This is a genomic window from Oceanobacillus sp. FSL W7-1281 (genome assembly GCF_037969835.1).
Classification (GTDB): Bacteria; Bacillota; Bacilli; order Bacillales; family Amphibacillaceae; genus Oceanobacillus; species Oceanobacillus oncorhynchi.
Genome location: NZ_CP150214.1, coordinates 4,697,407 through 4,715,428 on the forward strand (window position 1 = coordinate 4,697,407; position 18,022 = coordinate 4,715,428).

Consider the following 18,022-nt stretch of genomic DNA (forward strand, 5'->3'; position numbering starts at 1 on the left):
TTCTCACCTCTAAAATTTTTGCAGATATTTAAATTTATTATTTATATCTCTTTGGTAACTTTTCGAGAACAGCTTGATCTTTCTGGATAGATAGACTGCTAAAGCTGTACTCACAATGGTTATGACTAATTCTAGATAGAATACCGAGGATATCCCGATATGCTTTGTCAGCAATCCCGTGATATAAGGGATAACCATGAAGGCAACACTCGCAGCAGCACTAACATAGGAAACACTGACTCCTTTGTTATTTGGAAACATTTGAATCATCACCGTCATTGCCAACTGGTAAATCCCGGAGGTAGATAACCCCAGAAAGAACGCAATGAACGGTACGAGTGAGGAGTCATGAGCAAACAGCAGCGCAAAAACAAAGATGGCAGCAACACTCGGTGCGAACATCATTGCTGTGATCGGCTTGATGATTCTTTTCAATAACCAGGCAAGCAGTAAAACAGAAATAAGCCCGCCAACACTGTAAAAGCTGAGCAATCTTACTGCATTATTTTCATTCAGCTGAATCATTTCTTGGCCAAACGTAGGCAGCCAGGTCTGAATGACAATGGTCATGGAAACGGAAAAAAATCCAATCAATACGATAGCTGTGCCTTCCTTCCAGCTATGCGGATTGGAAGCTTGCTTTTCGACGTTCTCCTTGGCCATCTCTTCCTTACGCTTCTCCCCATTAACAGCCGGAAACCGGACGGGGATGAAGTAAAATCCCAGGCCAATAAATACGATCGCCGGCAGGAAGAATGCATATCCGAAAAACATGTCTTGGGATATCAAAAATGCGATGAATACAGGAAGAAGTGCAGCTCCTATGGACATAAATGCTTTGATCAAAACCGTTGCTGTGCCCGCTGCCTCTTTAAACCCTTCATTAAGCGCTGGATAGGAAGCAGCGTCTAGTAATGAGTTACTTATACCTGCAAACAAAGCGAAAAACATAGCCAATGTGAAATGAGTGGTTGTCGGCACCCCTATAAGGAATACAGCATAAAGTATGGCAGCCGATATGAGTAATGGTTTTCTTCCGTAGCGATCCGACAGCTTACCTGCAATATTGATACTAAGCAAGTGACCAATCCCGACAACAGAGATCAGTAAGCTGATGTCTGTCCGGAAAACATCCAAACGTTCTGATAAAAAGCTCATATTTGATGCCAATACGATATTGACCATTCCCAAAAGCAAATAACTTAGATAAATCCCTACTCCCATATTTAAGTATGGATGTTTCATGACGTTTCTCCTTTGCAATGTGCTTTCTTATAGAAAGTTCCTCTCACCCTCCTATATAGTTGGTACGATAATTTATAAACTCGTTAGTATATCGATATACTAAAAATTAAAATAAAATAAACCTAATATAATAATATATTTAGGTGTTTTTGGTATAACGATATACTTAAACAACGAAATCCACTATACTCCTGCAGTTTTTTTGTGTCAACATTGTGACATCTTTCACTTGCTTCTTCTCAAATACTCTCTATTTTCCTTCTCAAAAATAGAGAGAACCTTCCTATACGAACAGGAAAGTCCTCTCTTTATTTATCGATTATTTAGATGTTTCTCTGATAACGAGCTGTGGCTTAAGTATCACGCGATGCATTTCTTCACTCTCACGTTTTACTTTACTATGTAGAAGTTTTGCCGCTTGATTGCCAATAGATTTAGGATAGGAAGAAACTGTCGTTAATGGCGGATGATATATTTCTGCTTCGGGAATATTATCAAATCCTACAATATCGATGTCACGTCCAATCACGATCCCTTTTTGAGTTAACACCTTCATCACGCCAAAAGCGATTAAATCACTAAAACAAAAAATAGCAGTAGGGATCTCCGGTAAATCCAGCATCTTTAAAGCTGCTTCTTCGCCACCTTTATCGGTTGGTTCACTGTCAATGACAAGTGATTCATCAAGCGTCAGATTAGCATTTTCATGCGCCATCCGGTAGCCTTCCATTCTTTCTGTCCATGTGGAAGAATTTTTCACCCCGCCTAAAAAGGCTATTTTTTCATGTCCTTTGCTGATTAAATGACTTATTGCTTTATACGTTCCTTCTGGATAATCAATCCCTACATAATCTGCATGCACATCGGTTAATTCCCGATTAGCAAGCACCAAAGGTATTTTCAAATTATTTAACTGTTTTGCTGTTTTACCAACACTTCTCGAGGCAGGGTTAAGAATCAGCCCATCTACTCTGTGCTCTACCATCGTCGATATTAATTTTTGTTGTTTTTCAACGGAATCAAAGGTTGTACCAAGCAATACCGTATAACCGAAGCCCTCCAGCGTATTTTGTACACCTATCAAAAATTCTGAAATAAATTTATTTGCGATATCCGTAACGATGACCCCAATGATATTGGAATTCTGAGATCGCATATTGGCAGCTACTCTGTCATAAACGTACCCCAATTCTTCCATAGATGCTAATACTTTATTTCGGGTAGCTTCTGATATTCTTGGATTATTTCTAACGACTAAAGACGCGGTCGTCGTCGATACGCCAGCATGATCTGCAACCTCTTGTAATGTAACACGCACATTCTTTTTAGGTTTTTTCAACGTTCATCACCTCTTCCATCTAATCAACCAATAAACGCGACCTTTACTTTCAAAAGGTCCTCTTTCATACACGAGTTTAAACACATATGGTTCGATTTATTATTTTTTCTGGAAAGTTTATATATCTAATATAACATTTTTTTATTCAAATGACGTTTCGTCATTTAAAATAACCTATTTTTGCGATGTATATCGGATCTGTTACCCGGCTCAGGTTTTCCATTCTTGTACGGAGATTAGAAATGCTCAGACTAAAATATAAAAATTAGACGAGAGACCAAACATCTCTCGTCTATTTAGCTGACGCAGCCAATATATTATGTGATTTAATTTGTTTTCCTGCCAATTAATATTTCTAAATCAACGGTTATTTCAGCTATTTCTTTTTCTGCAAATAATTTTATTCGTTCCTCCTTGGCTGACCACGTTAAAGGAGACATTTGCATCAACGATTGAATAGATGGATTGTTAAGTTTCCTAGTATAATACACCCTGAAACTATCCATGATGCGAAAGTTTTCGTTAAAACGGTCAACCGTCTCTGTATTGGAATAATCCTGCTTTACCGGTTTATCAAATAAAACCTCTCTTATTTCTTTTAGATAGCCGCTTCGTGGAACAACTTTAATCACTAACCCATCCGCTCTCAATAGTCTATTAAATTCTGCATAATTGGAGGGTGATAAGATATTAAGAAGCACATCAAACTGTTTATCCTTAAACGGCATATTGGCAAGATCTGCTACCGTCCAAATCTGATTAGTGTAGTTCTTCGAAGCTGCTAATACACCTTCTTTAGAAATATCAATCCCTACTGCTGTTACGGTTTTCCCAAAGGCCGAACTCACTTTATCGCATACATTAGCTAGATGGGAACCTTCACCGCATCCTGTATCAAGTATGAATAATGGTTCTTTATCTTTATCAGCTTGCCTTCCTATCATTTCGGCAATTGCTTGAATAAGCGGCTCAAAGAATTTATCCTCTGCAATAAGCTTCCTTCGTGCCTCAAAAAGCTCTTTGCTGTACTTCGTTTTCATTGGGTGTGTCGTTAAGTTAATATATCCTTGTTTCGTGAAATCAAACGTATGGTTGTTGGAGCAAATGAAACTTTTTAATTCAAATACTTTCATCGATGCTTAACAAATAGGACATTTGAAAATGGATTCAAATTTGCTTACATATGTTGCGCTTTTTACTTTTTTCGTCATTTTAGACAAAGCAGACACCTCATTCATTCGTTTTTATAGATAAATGAAAAAGGCATAGACAAATAAACCCTCGTTTTATTTTTAAAAAAATGAACTGGGTTTGCATGCAGTCTATACCTTTTATTATCTATAACGAATGAATTGAATAATCATGGAAAGGCTCTCCTCTGAATAAAAACTGGCAATCATGCCATTAATAGTTTATCAAGTTTTTATAACAAGAGCAAACAAGCCTTGCTTCGTTCAACGGCATGACCTTCCTTTGTAAGGATCTGCTCCCCTGCCATTCCCGGCAGCATCAGATCGAGGAGCAGCATATCCATTCCTTGTTTTCGATATACAATTTACTTACATTCTCATGCACGCTTTAGATTAAGTCACTATAATTAGATTATAACCCTAGCTGCAGAGAAATATCATTGGTTTTTTGCTCTTTGCAGAACGCCTATGCAATGACTCCCTATCCTTCAGCCAAAATTCCTGACTGTTCGTATTGACAACACACCAACAAATCGTTAGAATCTATTTAACAATTAAAAGATTCGAGTGATTCCTATGTTAAAGCATCCATCCCAACAATTAAATCGTTTCTTTTTTAGCTATTTTAGATAGCGTCTATATGCCATCACGGATATAGACGACCTATATCTAAGATGGCTGATTAGCATGTAAACATGTTTAACCAGTCACAGGAGAAATCGAAGTGGCTGGTTTTTTATATTTTGTAGACCATTTACGTTTCTCCTATTCCAGCGGCAGAAGCATAAATGGTCTTTTTTTATCATCAATAGAGGAGTGAATAGATTGTTAATTGGTTATCAAGGCGTGGAAGGAAGCTACAGTACGATTGCATGCCAAAAGTTTAGTGAAGGAAATAATTATCAGACGAAGGGGTATCTTACTTTTCCATTATTAGTGGATGCATTGCTCTATGAGGAGGTTGACTATATTGCGCTGCCAGTAGAAAACGCAACAAGCGGTCCGATTACTAGAACGATTGATTTATTGAAGTATGTAGATGTCACCGCTACGGATGAAATCTATGTAAAAATTGATCATGCACTCATTACAAAGCATCCCATAGAGCTTTCGGAAATCACAAAAGTGTATTCACATCCGGAAGCACTTAAACAATGCGATACCTATTTAAGCCAGTACCCGCATATCGAGGTCATTGACTATATGGATACAGCTGGTGCGGTGGAAATGGTGAAGCATGCAGCGGATCATACCATCGCCAGCATCGCAGGCAGCCATGCTGCAGCATTGTACGGCATGACCGTGATGCAGGAAAATATTAATGACAATCCATTCAATACGACGCGTTTCTTATTTTTTAAAAAGAAAAAGGAGCTAGTGAATCAAATACAGGATAAAACATCAATGTATGTCGAAGCCAATCACAGCACCAGCTTACTAAGCGATATGTTACACATTTTTAAAAAGCATGCGATTGATGTACTCTACTTGATGCCCCGTCCCGTTCAATCGGAACCGTTCGCATATGGATTCTTTATCGATATCGATAACGGTGCCAGTCATAAGGAACTCCATATGGCATTAAAGGAGTTAGAAGATAGCTGCACCTATATAAATATTTTAGGTAATTACCGTAAAGGTAAAATCGCAGCATACAAAGGAGCCTTACAGCATGAAAAACTTGTTAACCGCTAAAAAACACTTATTCACCCGAATTGCGATTGGGTTCGGGCTCGGAATCCTATTCGGTATCCTTTTACCCGAATTCTCGATTCAAGCAAAATTTATCGGCGATATTTACTTAAATTTAATTCAGATGATGATTATTCCCATTATTTTTGTAGCCGTCTCCACTGGGATTATTAATATTGGCAGTTCCAGTGATCTCGGCCGAATTGGCTTTAAAAGTATTGTTGTCTTTGTTGCCATGTTTATCACCACCGCCGCCATCAGCTTAGTCATTTCCTACTTGATTCGTCCTGGTCAGCGAATTAATATGGATGCCGGCGTCGGATATGACGGGGAAATTACCGAACCAAGTGTCGCAGATTTCTTTATGAATATCGTACCAAGCAATCTATTTCAGGCGATTTCTGAGGGTGATATTTTTGCGACTATTTTATTCACCGTTATTTTCTCGGTAGCCATTGTTATCGTTGGGAAAGAGGCGGATCCAGTCAAAACGTTTATCAACAGCCTGTCCAAAGTCATCTTTAAAATTCTTGATTTCATCATGGAGCTCACACCGATTGGAATTATTTTTCTGATGGCCTACGCCATTGCTGAATATGGTGCCGGCATTTTCTCTGCACTTGGATTATATATTTTCACAGCATATTTCGCATGTATTGTCGTATTTATCCTGGTGATGTTGATTCCGGTCTGGTTATATAGTAAATTCAATCCGATTGATTTTATTAAAGGCATTTATAAGGTGTGGCTGGTATCGCTATCCACTACAAGCTCTGCTGTAACGATGCCGACAACCATGCGGGTAACCAGAAATGATTTTAAAGTTTCCGAATCCATTACGAACTTTGTTGTACCATTGGGGACGACCATTAATATGGCCGGCGGAGCAGTCTCGTTTAGCCTTCTTGCTGTCTTTGTATCTGACTTTTACGATATCCCGCTCGGTGTCGGCCAAATTATTTATCTCGTCATGATTGCAACAATTTTAAATATGGCGGCGCCCGGTATCCCAGGCGGTGGAATTGTGCTCGGGGCATCCTTCCTGACGCTTCTTAATCTGCCGATTGAATTGATGGGCCTTATCGCAGCTATCTATCGATTACTGGATATGGCTTATACGACCATGAACATTACCGGCGATGCCGCCGCAGCAGTCCTGATTGATAAATCGGAGGAGAAACGGAATGTAAAATTAAAAGCTCGGAAATCGTAACATATGTAGAGAGCCGGGACTTAATCAGCCTAAAATAAAGAAGAGGAATGTCACATCGAGTTTTGATGTAACATTCCTCTTCTTTCCATGTATTTTCCAATCATTTCTGCTGACAGCTTTTTGGCCTCATTCTTTTTTGCTTTCTTCCTTCAACGCTGTATCCCAACGTTCGCCAATAGCATTCATCAGCTCCTCCGCAGAGCAATCCAAATTCTTAAAAGGAATGTTCACTTGAGATGGCAACAGCCCTTTGTTTAATCGATTAAATACTCTCTTTATTCCGCTTGACCGGTTGATAATCAATTCAGGATCATATGTAAAAATACCAAGAAATACCTGACCTGAAAAGTTTAAAAAATCAATTGCTTCAATTTCCTCCCATTTGACGAGCCCCGCTCGAATGTAACTGGAATTATCGATGATTCCTTCATTTGTAATCATGACGGCTGGTTCCCTTTTGGCAAGTGCTTTAACATAATACAGGAAACAAAAGCCAAATACTAAAATGGCCAGAATCCCTATCACTGTGGGTAACACTGGTTCATTAAACGGGACTAATAAAATGATTATGCCCAGCGCAACAAACACGAGCGAAAAAATAGTCAGCATGACCATCCTGCCCCTTTTTGCCATTACAATAAAATGATCACTCATTTACTTACCTCCTACGGTTACGGTTGTTTCATAGGCTATCAAATATTAAAAATCACCTTATTTTTGTGCTACATACATTTTCTCATATGAACTAAACGAATGGTACACTTATTGCTATTAGAAATTCCTCTTATTTTCTTCCATAATGTCCACAAACCTTTCCGCAGCTCGATTTAAAGGAACATTTTTTAAATAACATATGCCTATACTTCTTTTAGGTATAGGCTCTGTTAAGGTCACTTCATGAAGCAGGCCTTTTCTCAAAAACTCTTCAGAGAATTCTTTGGTAACGCAAGCAATACCAAGATTAATCTTTGCAAATTCTAACAGCAGTTCATGGGAGCCTAACTCAAATTCAGGCTGAATTTTAATTCCTTTTGTAAGAAAAAATTCTTCGACATATCTCCGGGAATTGGAATTGTCCAATAAAATAAGCGGAAATTTAATCAATTCTTCTGGTTTTATTGGCTTAGATAATACTTCACGATATTTTTCACCATATACAAAGGTATCCTGAATTTCCAATAAAGGCTTCACTTCTAAGAACTTGTCGTCAACGGGGAGATTACAGATAGCGATGTTTACTTCCCCTGCTTTCAAGGCAGCTATGATTTCCCACGTGGTTCCATTGACTATTTTGAATTTGAGATTTGGATACCGATTATGAAATGTCTCTAAATAGGGAAGCAGAAAAAATCGTGAAATGGTATCGCTGACCCCTATTTTAAACTCCCCAATGATTAAATTTTTAAATTCTAAAAGCTTTTCTTCCCCAGCTTGTATAAATTGAAGTGCTGAACTGACATATTCAAACAATAAATTTCCTTCATCCGTTAGCGTTACACCTTTAGACAGCCGATTAAACAGCCTTGTATCTAATTCCTTTTCTAATTGTGCCATGGATTGGCTTATTGCCGGCTGGGACATATACAGCTCTTTAGCCGCTTTCGAAAAGCTTTTATTTTTACCAACCGTATAAAAAAGATAATATAAATCCAATTTGCCTGTCATATAACCCACCCTTATACCCCATATTAGATATATTGACTTTACTTATATCACGAAAAGCCGTATATTACAAGAGGAGACTGTTTAGATTGTTAGTGTATTAGTAAAATACTTTTTAACAAGTGAATATTTTATAAAATATAGCAACATTACCAAGAAGGAGCGAATGATTGTGGAAAGAGTTGTAGGAACTATCGCCAGAGGACTGCGTTGTCCCATCATCAATACGGGAGATAACATTGAAGAAATTGTTGCAGATAGTGTATTAAAAGCAGCAGAGGTTGAAGGCTTTACCATTCAGAATAAAGATGTTGTCACCGTTACGGAATCCGTTGTGGCACGTGCACAAGGCAACTACGCTACGATTGACCATATTGCCAACGATGTTCAAACTAAATTTGGAGAGGATACCATCGGTGTGATTTTCCCAATCCTTAGCCGTAACCGATTTTCTACTTGTCTCACCGGAATCGCAAAAGGCGCGAAGAAAATCGTGTTAATGCTAAGCTATCCTTCCGATGAAGTAGGCAACCATTTAGTGGATTTAGATACACTGGATGAAAAAGGAATAAACCCTTGGACAGACGTTCTCACTGAAAAGCAATTTCGGGAGCATTTTGGCTACAACAAACATACCTTCACAGGCGTAGATTATATCGATTATTACAAATCCCTGGTTGAAGAATATGGAATCGAGTGCGAAGTCATCTTTTCAAATGATCCAAAGACAATTTTGGAACACACAAAAAGCGTACTTTGCTGTGATATTCATTCACGGGAAAGAACGAAGCGAATTTTAAAGGCAAATGGCGGCGAAAAAATTTACAGCCTTGATAATATTCTTTCTGAATCCATTGACGGAAGCGGCTTTAACGAAGCTTACGGCTTACTGGGCTCTAATAAAGCAACAGAGGATAGCGTAAAGTTATTCCCGCACAATTGCCAGCCTGTTGTTGATACCATTCAAGAAATCCTGAAAGAAAAGACAGGTAAAACGGTTGAGGTCATGATTTATGGGGATGGCGCATTCAAAGATCCTGTAGGAAAGATATGGGAACTGGCAGATCCGGTTGTTTCCCCCGCTTACACAACTGGATTAGAAGGAACACCAAATGAAATTAAATTAAAATACCTGGCTGATAACCAGTTTGCTGACTTAAAAGGAGAAGAGCTAAAAGAGGCTATCTCTAAACACATTAATGAGAAGCAGGATGACTTGGTTGGAGCAATGGAAGCGCAAGGAACTACTCCTCGGAGACTGACGGACCTTATCGGGTCGCTGTCTGATTTAACTTCAGGCAGTGGGGATAAAGGGACGCCGATTGTTTTTATTCAGGGGTATTTTGATAATTATACGAAATAAGTGTTGATGGGAAAATTGATAAAAAATTATAGGACAAAGGAGCGGGCTCCTTTGTCCTTTTTTATGGAGTGGCTGGTGTAGATATAATGAAACGAGGTACCCAGTCGTCATTTATCGACCGATTAAAAAGGATTTTTCTAATTTAAAAGATTTAATTATCGAAGTAATTGCTGAGGCTTTACGTATCGAAGGTATCCATCAAAATCTCATTGAGGCTTATATTGCTACAGCAGGTGACATGTATTTTTCTAAAACTGCTAACAGAGCAATGGTAGCACAGATGAATAATACTGTAAGAGAAGTTGGATATATGGGTGAGTTTTTAGATAAGGATACTAAAATTCAAAAATATATAAGTCTCTTAGCAGGCAGAACTATTCAAAAATTCGGAAATGCAGATGAATATGGCTATCCTATAGAAAAAATGCTAAATTGTTTTGGTTTGCTTTGTGAATTAGGTGATGATAAAGAGATTCATGCATTGGATATCGAACTCTATCAGCTTAAAATACAAATTAATTTAGATGGTTATGACGTTTGGAGGAGGGTTTCCGTGCCATCCACATTTTCATTTAGACATCTTCATAATATAATTCAAACAGTCTTTGATTGGCAAAACTACCATTTACATGAATTTACGGTGGAAACGGTAGAAAATAAGCCTATTAAAATAATAATGGACGATCATCCAGAAACACTGGAATTTTTAGATTATGAGGAATTTGATATTCGACAGGAACGGTTTGTTTCATTAGAGGATATTTTTTCAAAATACACCAAAGTTATGTATGAATATGACTTTGGTGATTCATGGAACCATGTTATAACATTTGAAAAGACAAAACGGTCTAATGAACTTAAAGCAGCCATCTTAGACGGAAATGGGGAAAGACCACCTGAAGATGTGGGTGGCTTATTTGGCTATAAAGAATATATGGAAGTCATGGCAAATGAAAATGATCCAAGATATGACGAAATGAAGGTTTGGGCAGAAAGCCAAAGAGAAAGAAAGTTGAATTCCGAGCAAGTTAACAGGCGGCTGACCCAAGTGTTTGGCAACTATTATCATTCACAAAGTTTCATTTAATTGTTTTGAAAGTCCTGGGATGAGGGGGACCTAGCCAATCTCGGCTCTCCTCAGCCCCTTATTTGAATACGCATTTTGATAAGAAGCGGGAAATGAAAGAGACGATTACTAGGGTAACCGTCTCTTAATGATGGTATAACAAAAACAATTTATCTGTTTTTTCGAAGTCCCAATAACCGCTTTAAATTGTCATCAATAAATGTATTATCAGTACTGTTAATTCCACGACCAGCAAAATGGCCCCATACTGATTCAATAGGATGATATTCAGAATTAGATACTAGATTAGCCTCATATTCATTATTATCTGCAGTGCAGAAAAGATCTGTACTTCCCGGCATGATATAAGTAATCGCTTCTATGCTTTTTAGTGCTTCATCAAACTCTCCGTTATACATGGAGTTAGCACTAATATCTGCATGTTGTCCTGTCCATAACATGGCTAGTACATTGTGTGGATCCATACTCATAAAACTATTTTCCCAAACTCCTACTGCAAAATCTTCCAAGGAGTCAAATCCCATTTCCCGGAAAAGTTCTTCTTTATAGAAAGTCTGTGATAATCCCCATCCTGCATAGACACGTCCTACTGCACGCATGTCTTCAGAGGTCAATTGATTTAACTTAGTAGAATTTGAACCAATTGAGGCCATAAGCGCAGCCTTAAGTCCATCGAGGACCACATACGTTTGCGGCCAAGTCTTTGCATTTCCACAGAATGAGGCAATTCGTTCTACCATACCAGGATAAATTGCCCCCCATTGAAATGACTGAAGACCTCCCATTGACCACCCAACTACAAGAGCAATCTTCTGAATGCCAAATTTTTCGGTCACTAGTCGATACTGTAATTGAATATTGTCATAGATTGTTACCTGTGGAAAATTAGCCTTATCGAACGGTGCTGGCGTATTACTTGGAGACGAAGATAACCCGTTCCCTAATAGATTTGGAACAATAATAAAATATTTCTCAGGATCCAGTGCCATCCCGTTTCCAATTAACCATTCATTATTAACATGCTGGTCACCAAAAGCCGTTGGATAAACGATAACGTTATCTTTCCTTTCATTTAATGTTCCATAAGTCTTGTAAGCAAGAAAAGCATTTGGTAATGTCACTCCAGACTGCAATGTTACATCACCTAAATTATAAATCTCAAAATCCTCCATGAATTGTCACTCCTTTCTAAATGAAACACAACATTAAAAATGTATTTCTTGTTATTAAGTATAAAGCTGTGTTACATTCAATAAAAGTGAACAAAATTAATATCAGCATTCAAAAATATTGAAAGCTAGAGGGAGAATTATGATGGAATTACGCCAACTGAATACATTCCATACGGTTGCAACAACTTTAAATTTCAGTCGAGCTGCTGAAGCACTAAACTATGTCCCTTCAAACGTCACGATGCAAATAAAAGCATTGGAGGAAGAGCTTAATGTTCGTCTTTTTGACCGCTTGGGAAAGCAGCTCGTTCTCACAACTGCGGGTAAGCGTTTTTTAACTCATGTCCAAGACATTCTAAACAAATTAGACGAAGCACGCAGCTCCGTTCATGACAATGAAATTCTTAGTGGTACTCTAACGATTAGTGCCAACGAGGTTGTTTGTGCCTATCGACTTCCAGAGGTCTTTAAACTTTTCCGTTTTCGGTACCCGGGAGTTCGCCTTATCTTTCGCTCTGTTTCAAATCAACAACTTAAACAAACGCTCTTTGAGGGTACCTCAGATGTCGCCTTTATACTTGACGAACCCATTCAATCAACGGGACTTGCAGTGGAAGCATTGACAGAAGAAAATTTTCGCTTGTTCGTTGCTCCAGATCATCCACTGGCTAAACAAACTGCAATACAGCTTGAAGATTTTTACGGAGAGGTGTTCCTTATTAATGAAAAAGGCTGCCCCTATCGAACAATGTTTGACCAAACATTTAAAAAAGGAGACATTGACAGTATTTCATCTTTAGAGTTCCAAAGTGCAGAAGCCATTAAACAATGTGCAATTTCAGGAATCGGTATTGCCTTTCTTCCTAAAATAGTAACTGAAGTCGAAGTTGAACGTGGCGAACTTGTTGCTCTTCCTTGCCCGTTTCCAAACTTGGATGTATATACACATATGGCATGGCATAAAGATAAGTGGCTTTCACCAATTATATTATCTTTCATTGAAACAGCAAGGGAGGTTCTAGCTTTTACGGAAGACAATATGTCAAAGTAGTTTAAACCATTTTGACATATTGTCCTAAATTCCAGCAAAATGCTATGATACGACCTCTTTAACTAATACTATATCCCTCTGCGCAATCGGCGTATCTCTTAATCTTTTATGAATATGCCAGTGATACATTTTATTTGTATTTAATTTCAAATTTCCATTTTCAGTTCTGAGTACATGAAAACCGGCAACAGTATTATTATTCATTAAACTTCTAATATGACAAATATTTATTGCCTACATCAATATCTAAGCAATGGATATTTATTGAAGTAATTTTATTGCGGAACAATGTATATATGCATAAAATAGATAAAACTTACTCTCTTTATCTATATTTGAGGGTATTAGTTTACCGTTACTTATGGTATGGTTCCCCCCTCATAATCCGAAAACTCCGATAAACCTGCTCCAACAACACCAGCCGCATCAACTGATGAGGGAACGTCATCTTAGAAAACGAAAGCCCTAAATCACTCCGCTTCCGCACATCCTCACTAATCCCAAGTGAACCGCCAATCACAAACACAATCTTGCTCTTCCCATAAGTCGCCAGCTCATCCAGCTTTTTCGCAAGCTGCTCTGAACTCAGCATCTTCCCATCAATCTCCAGCGTAATCACAAACGCATCTGGATGAACCTGTGCAAGAATACGCTCTCCTTCTTTACGCTTCACTTCTTCCATTTCCGCTTCACTCATCGTCTCCGGCGCTTTTTCATCCGCTACTTCGACAATATTCACTTTGGCATACGCACCTAAGCGTTTTTTATATTCATCAATACCCTGCTTTAAGTATTTTTCCTTTAATTTTCCGACGGTAACAAGGGTTATGTTCATTAAAATCTTCCTTTATTATTTCATTTTTTCGATTCTGTACATATTCTTCCTTTATTTTACCATGTTTCTCTACCTGGAGTTACTCTTACTTTAAAAATATTCTAATATCTATATACAAAAACCGAGATTCTCTGCATATGCCATACAGAAACCTCGGTTTTTTTCCAAACATCCTTATTGAGCTTCTTCGCTCTCTTCCTGATCAATCAACCCGCACATCTTCAACCCATCAGCAATTCCATCATCATCCGCTGACTTCGTAATATACGTCGCCACTTCCTTAATCTCCTCCACAGAGTTCTCCATCGCCACCGATGTTTTCACAAACCCAAACATCTCCAGGTCGTTTAATCCATCGCCGAAAGCATATGTATTCTCTTTAGAAAGTCCGGTGACTTCTAAGAATTTCTTAATACCTGTTGCTTTGGAGACGTCTTTTGGGAAGACATCACAGTTATAGGGAGAGTTGCGGACAAAGTGAAGCTCTGGGAATTTTTCCTGATATTCTTCTTCCCCATCTTCCAGGTATATTTCTACCTGATAGACCGGCTTGTTCATATAAATATCATCATCCACTTCCGGAATCTCTCTGTCACATTCCAGGCAGTCCTTCTTTAACAGCTCACATTGATTGTTCGTTGTAAAAATTTGCTCGGCAGTGTGGAATGAAAGAGTGACCCCTCTTTGTGTTGCATAGTCTCCCAATTTTTTTAATTGGACCGGGTTGATTCGATTCCGGTAAACGACTTCTCCTTCATGTACAATAAATTGTCCATTCATCAACACAGCAGATCCGATTCCTGTTTCTGCTCGTAATTTCTTTGTTTCAAATGGGGGCCTGCCTGTTGCAAGCACAGGTATTCCATCATTTTCAATTAGTTTCTCAATTGCCTCAATACTGCTTTTTGCTACTTTATTATTACTTGTCAATAATGTTCCGTCTAAATCAAAAAATACAACGGGTCTTTTCGTCATTTTTTTATCCCCCTCACATATCCTGCTGGAGTTAATGTATCCCTATTCTAAAAGATAATGAGATGAAAAGCTAGGCTTTATGCCTTTTTCCGAATTATTTTCATTTCCATTTTTTCCTATGCCTCCTGGTTTCATGTTTCCCGTATTGTGGAATAGACAAAGTAGGCATAAAAAGAAGAACATGAAGCTGTTTATCAGCTGTCTGATGGATAGAGATAAAATAGGAATGCTAAAACTACTCACGAAAAGGAGACATGCCGCATGTTTGATGATCGTGCAGGAAAAGTACTTGTGGATTTACTGGAGGACTGGGGTGTAAACCATATTTATGGAATGCCTGGGGACTCCATCAACAATTTAATGGAAGAACTGCGAAAAGCAGAGGATAAAATAAAATTTGTGCAAGTTCGTCATGAAGAGGCCGGCGCATTAGCTGCCGCTTCTTACGCAAAATTAACTGGAAAGCTCGGCGTTTGTTTATCCATTGCAGGGCCAGGCGCGATACATTTACTAAATGGATTGTATGATGCGAAGGAGGACAGCGCTCCTGTTCTTGTTCTTGCCGGGCAGGTTCCAACAGATCAGATTGGGACAGACAGCTTTCAAGAGATCAACATGGAACGCATTTTTGATGATGTTGCTGTTTATAATAAAGAGGTTAGCTCAGAGGAACAGCTCCCATCCATGGTCAATCAGGCTATTCGAACAGCTTATGCGGAAAAAGGGGTTGCTGTGTTAACCTTGCCGGATGATATTCCAACTGAAAAAATTAAAAATAAGGTGCAAAAAAATGCAGTGATGTATGAGTCACCAGCACTTACTCCAGATGTAACTGCGATGCAGGAGGCTGCAGCTGCAATAGAAAAAGCGAAGAAACCACTTATTTTAGCGGGAACTGGTGTAAAGAAAGCGAAGGAAGAGCTGGCGGTATTTTCGGATACCATTGCTGCTCCTGTCGTTATTTCCTTACCTGCTAAAGGAGTGATGGCGGATGAACATCCAAATTTCCTCGGCAATCTTGGCATGATCGGCACCAAGCCGGCCTATGAAGCAATGGAGGATACAGACCTGCTGATTCTGCTTGGAACCTCTTACCCTTATACCGAGTTTCTGCCAGAGGATGTTACCTGCATCCAAATCGATAGGAATCCTTTACAAATCGGCAAAAGGTATCCCGTGGATATTGGCGTTGCCGGGGATGCGAAAAAGGTGCTCACGTGGTTCAATGAACAGCTGCCTCGCTCGAAGAAACGTGATTTCTTAGAAAAATATCAGGAGAAAATGACCAGCTGGTGGGAGGAAATGAAGAACGATGAAGAGCAAACCTCTACACCAATTAAGCCGCAGCAGGTCATTCATGAAGTGCAGAAAATCGCAGCGGATGATGCTATCCTGTCTGTCGATGTCGGCAATGTGACTGTATGGGCGACGCGGCATTTCCGGATGAAAACAACGCAGAATTTCCTGATTTCCAGCTGGCTTGGCACGATGGGATGCAGTCTTCCTGGAGCGATTGCAAGTAAAATAGCTTTCCCTGAGCGGCAGGTAATCAGCCTTGCCGGCGATGGCGGTTTTTCCATGAACATGCAGGATTTTTTAACTGCTGTGAAATATAACCTGCCAATGATTGTTGTTATCTTTAATAATGAACGCATCGGCATGATTAAATATGAACAGGAGGCTGGCGGGCACCTGGATTATAAAACTGGCTTAGAAAGCTTTAACTTTGCTCAATTTGCGGATAACTGCGGCGGTAAAGGGTATCGTGTAGAAAAGTTTGAAGACCTTGGACCTTCTCTGCAGGCTGCAGCGTCGTTTAATCAGCCCGCGATTATCGATGTCTGTATTGAGGATGAGCCGCCAATTCCAGGCAAGCTTTCTTATGATCAGGTGACCAGCTACACCAAGCAGACCATTAAAAAATTATTTGAAAAAGGAAAGCTGGAGCTTCCGCCGATTCGCAAGGGGTTAAAGCGGATGTAAGCAGACGTTTAGAAGGAGTGTTTCTTTTCGAAGCACTCCTTCTTTTTTATGGATTTCCCTTAAACTCTTGATGAATTCTTCATTTTATCAATCTATTATCCTATGATAAACGTTCTTTTTCTAAAGCATCCCCTAAAAATCGAGCTAATTCCAACATCCCATATTTATCAGCTTTTTCTTCCGCTTCCGAATTGTAGTTTGTATTCGTATTTACATCATACGTGTAAATCTCACCATCAATATCACGAATAAATTCAATACCAGCAACATCAATCCCGCTATTTTTCAAGAAATTCTCATAACGTGCAATTTGCTCCGTGTCCATTCCTTCTTCCATAATCTCAAACATCGGCGGAGTCTCTTCTTCCTCTCCTACTGGACAAAATGCATCGCCAATCCGGCATGCATCTGCAGGGCACAACTCAAAGCCTTCTGAAGTATCTACCTTCACTAAATAAATCAATTTTCCACCGACAAATTCTGCTCGTGTAATAAAAGGTTCAGGTGATTGAATATATTGCTGGATCAATGTGATACCATCAACAGGTTCTTCAAATTCCGGGCTATTTACATACGCTTTAAGAGCATCGATGGAATGGAAAAGCTGTACTCCCAGCCCTTTGCCTGCCCTGTTATGCTTTGTAATGAAAGAAGATTCACCCATTTTTTTGGCAGCTTCTATTATCTGGTCGCGACCAACGGCTCCAATTGTCTTTGGTGTTTTTATTCCGTTTTTTTCAAGTGCGGTATATTGATTAATTTTGCTAATTTCCAGCTGAAGCGCCTGTGAACCATTAAAGACCGTTCGATTATGCATCTCTAACCAGGATAGAATGCCTCCAGCTAATTCGGGTGCAAAGCGGTGATCTCGTGTGTGTGAGGAAGCACTCATCCGATTATAAAATACCCCTTCAGGCGGTTCTGCTGTTAAATCAACCATCCCCTTATCTAAATACCAGGTTTCATAAGGCAAATTCAATTCTTCCAGACGATCGGTTAAGTGTACTGTCCAATCATCGTTTTCATGTAAAATATATATTTTCGACAATGATAACACTCCTTCGTTAAAATAATTTTATTTCATATCCATACACTATTTTTAGTCGCCGCATGACTTCTACCATTCTTTATAAAAAAATTCTAAACACCGCTGATTTTAACAAAAAAAGGAGGGAAGAATCCAACATTCTCCTCTCCCTTTATGTAAAAGGAAAC

15 protein-coding genes are annotated in these 18,022 nt (G+C 39.0%); 6 read left to right on the top strand and 9 right to left on the bottom strand.

The window, feature by feature from the left end; all coding sequences use genetic code 11:
* Positions 1-9: 9 nt before the first annotated feature.
* The 3 genes from MKX55_RS22615 to MKX55_RS22625 form a co-directional block, all read right to left on the bottom strand.
* Complete coding sequence (locus tag MKX55_RS22615; RefSeq protein WP_339235178.1) at positions 10-1,245, bottom strand: MFS transporter; 1,236 nt, start codon at positions 1,243-1,245, stop codon at positions 10-12.
* 319 nt (positions 1,246-1,564) lie between these two features.
* Complete coding sequence (locus tag MKX55_RS22620; protein WP_339235181.1) at positions 1,565-2,584, bottom strand: LacI family DNA-binding transcriptional regulator; 1,020 nt, start codon at positions 2,582-2,584, stop codon at positions 1,565-1,567.
* A gap of 326 nt (positions 2,585-2,910) precedes the next feature.
* On the bottom strand, positions 2,911-3,717 hold the full coding sequence (locus tag MKX55_RS22625; RefSeq protein WP_339235184.1) for a methyltransferase domain-containing protein: 807 nt from the start codon (positions 3,715-3,717) through the stop codon (positions 2,911-2,913).
* Between the two features lie 882 nt (positions 3,718-4,599).
* Here MKX55_RS22625 and MKX55_RS22630 point away from each other — a divergent pair.
* On the top strand, positions 4,600-5,469 hold the full coding sequence (locus MKX55_RS22630; RefSeq protein WP_339235187.1) for a prephenate dehydratase domain-containing protein: 870 nt from the start codon (positions 4,600-4,602) through the stop codon (positions 5,467-5,469).
* Positions 5,447-6,679 carry a dicarboxylate/amino acid:cation symporter gene (locus tag MKX55_RS22635; protein WP_339235190.1) on the top strand — a complete coding sequence of 411 codons (1,233 nt, stop codon included), beginning with the start codon at positions 5,447-5,449 and terminating at the stop codon, positions 6,677-6,679. The genes MKX55_RS22630 and MKX55_RS22635 overlap by 23 nt, the downstream gene beginning before the upstream one ends.
* A 126-nt stretch (positions 6,680-6,805) precedes the next feature.
* Here the strand turns inward: MKX55_RS22635 and MKX55_RS22640 are convergent, their stop codons facing one another.
* Complete coding sequence (locus tag MKX55_RS22640; RefSeq protein WP_339235192.1) at positions 6,806-7,333, bottom strand: STM3941 family protein; 528 nt, start codon at positions 7,331-7,333, stop codon at positions 6,806-6,808.
* A gap of 117 nt (positions 7,334-7,450) precedes the next feature.
* Positions 7,451-8,344: a LysR family transcriptional regulator gene (locus tag MKX55_RS22645; RefSeq protein WP_339235195.1), complete on the bottom strand. Its 894-nt coding sequence runs from the start codon at positions 8,342-8,344 to the stop codon at positions 7,451-7,453.
* Between the two features lie 169 nt (positions 8,345-8,513).
* Between MKX55_RS22645 and MKX55_RS22650 the strand changes: the two genes are divergently transcribed.
* Both MKX55_RS22650 and MKX55_RS22655 read left to right on the top strand, forming a co-directional pair.
* A complete protein-coding gene (locus MKX55_RS22650) occupies positions 8,514-9,704 on the top strand; it encodes a coenzyme F420-0:L-glutamate ligase (protein WP_339235197.1) in 1,191 nt (396 codons plus the stop codon).
* Between the two features lie 238 nt (positions 9,705-9,942).
* Positions 9,943-10,791: a plasmid pRiA4b ORF-3 family protein gene (locus MKX55_RS22655; protein WP_339235198.1), complete on the top strand. Its 849-nt coding sequence runs from the start codon at positions 9,943-9,945 to the stop codon at positions 10,789-10,791.
* A gap of 149 nt (positions 10,792-10,940) precedes the next feature.
* Here MKX55_RS22655 and MKX55_RS22660 read toward each other — a convergent pair whose 3' ends face one another.
* Complete coding sequence (locus tag MKX55_RS22660; RefSeq protein WP_212929193.1) at positions 10,941-11,963, bottom strand: alpha/beta fold hydrolase; 1,023 nt, start codon at positions 11,961-11,963, stop codon at positions 10,941-10,943.
* Positions 11,964-12,105: 142 nt separating this feature from the next.
* Here MKX55_RS22660 and MKX55_RS22665 point away from each other — a divergent pair, with 142 nt between their 5' ends.
* Positions 12,106-13,014 carry a LysR family transcriptional regulator gene (locus MKX55_RS22665; RefSeq protein WP_339238608.1) on the top strand — a complete coding sequence of 303 codons (909 nt, stop codon included), beginning with the start codon at positions 12,106-12,108 and terminating at the stop codon, positions 13,012-13,014.
* Positions 13,015-13,369: 355 nt separating this feature from the next.
* Here the strand turns inward: MKX55_RS22665 and rlmH are convergent, their stop codons facing one another.
* Complete coding sequence (rlmH, locus tag MKX55_RS22670) at positions 13,370-13,849, bottom strand: 23S rRNA (pseudouridine(1915)-N(3))-methyltransferase RlmH (protein ID WP_212929192.1); 480 nt, start codon at positions 13,847-13,849, stop codon at positions 13,370-13,372.
* A 174-nt stretch (positions 13,850-14,023) separates the two neighbouring features.
* The gene (locus tag MKX55_RS22675; protein ID WP_339235199.1) at positions 14,024-14,824 is read right to left on the bottom strand and encodes a Cof-type HAD-IIB family hydrolase; all 801 of its coding nucleotides are present in this window, start codon (positions 14,822-14,824) and stop codon (positions 14,024-14,026) included.
* Positions 14,825-15,085: 261 nt separating this feature from the next.
* Between MKX55_RS22675 and MKX55_RS22680 the strand changes: the two genes are divergently transcribed.
* On the top strand, positions 15,086-16,807 hold the full coding sequence (locus tag MKX55_RS22680) for a pyruvate oxidase (protein WP_339235201.1): 1,722 nt from the start codon (positions 15,086-15,088) through the stop codon (positions 16,805-16,807).
* Positions 16,808-16,907: 100 nt separating this feature from the next.
* Here MKX55_RS22680 and MKX55_RS22685 read toward each other — a convergent pair whose 3' ends face one another.
* Entirely contained in the window at positions 16,908-17,855 is a 948-nt protein-coding gene (locus MKX55_RS22685; protein WP_339235203.1) for an alpha-L-glutamate ligase, read from the bottom strand.
* Positions 17,856-18,022 lie beyond the last annotated feature (167 nt).

Coding starts and splice junctions, on each gene's coding strand:
- MKX55_RS22660 (WP_212929193.1), bottom strand. CDS start 11,963: ATGGAGGATTTTGAGATTTATAATTTAGGTGATGTAACATTGCAGTCT.
- MKX55_RS22680 (WP_339235201.1), top strand. CDS start 15,086: ATGTTTGATGATCGTGCAGGAAAAGTACTTGTGGATTTACTGGAGGAC.
- MKX55_RS22665 (WP_339238608.1), top strand. CDS start 12,106: ATGGAATTACGCCAACTGAATACATTCCATACGGTTGCAACAACTTTA.
- MKX55_RS22640 (WP_339235192.1), bottom strand. CDS start 7,333: ATGAGTGATCATTTTATTGTAATGGCAAAAAGGGGCAGGATGGTCATG.
- MKX55_RS22655 (WP_339235198.1), top strand. CDS start 9,943: ATGTATTTTTCTAAAACTGCTAACAGAGCAATGGTAGCACAGATGAAT.
- MKX55_RS22625 (WP_339235184.1), bottom strand. CDS start 3,717: ATGAAAGTATTTGAATTAAAAAGTTTCATTTGCTCCAACAACCATACG.
- MKX55_RS22615 (WP_339235178.1), bottom strand. CDS start 1,245: ATGAAACATCCATACTTAAATATGGGAGTAGGGATTTATCTAAGTTAT.
- MKX55_RS22675 (WP_339235199.1), bottom strand. CDS start 14,824: ATGACGAAAAGACCCGTTGTATTTTTTGATTTAGACGGAACATTATTG.
- MKX55_RS22645 (WP_339235195.1), bottom strand. CDS start 8,344: ATGACAGGCAAATTGGATTTATATTATCTTTTTTATACGGTTGGTAAA.
- rlmH (WP_212929192.1), bottom strand. CDS start 13,849: ATGAACATAACCCTTGTTACCGTCGGAAAATTAAAGGAAAAATACTTA.
- MKX55_RS22635 (WP_339235190.1), top strand. CDS start 5,447: ATGAAAAACTTGTTAACCGCTAAAAAACACTTATTCACCCGAATTGCG.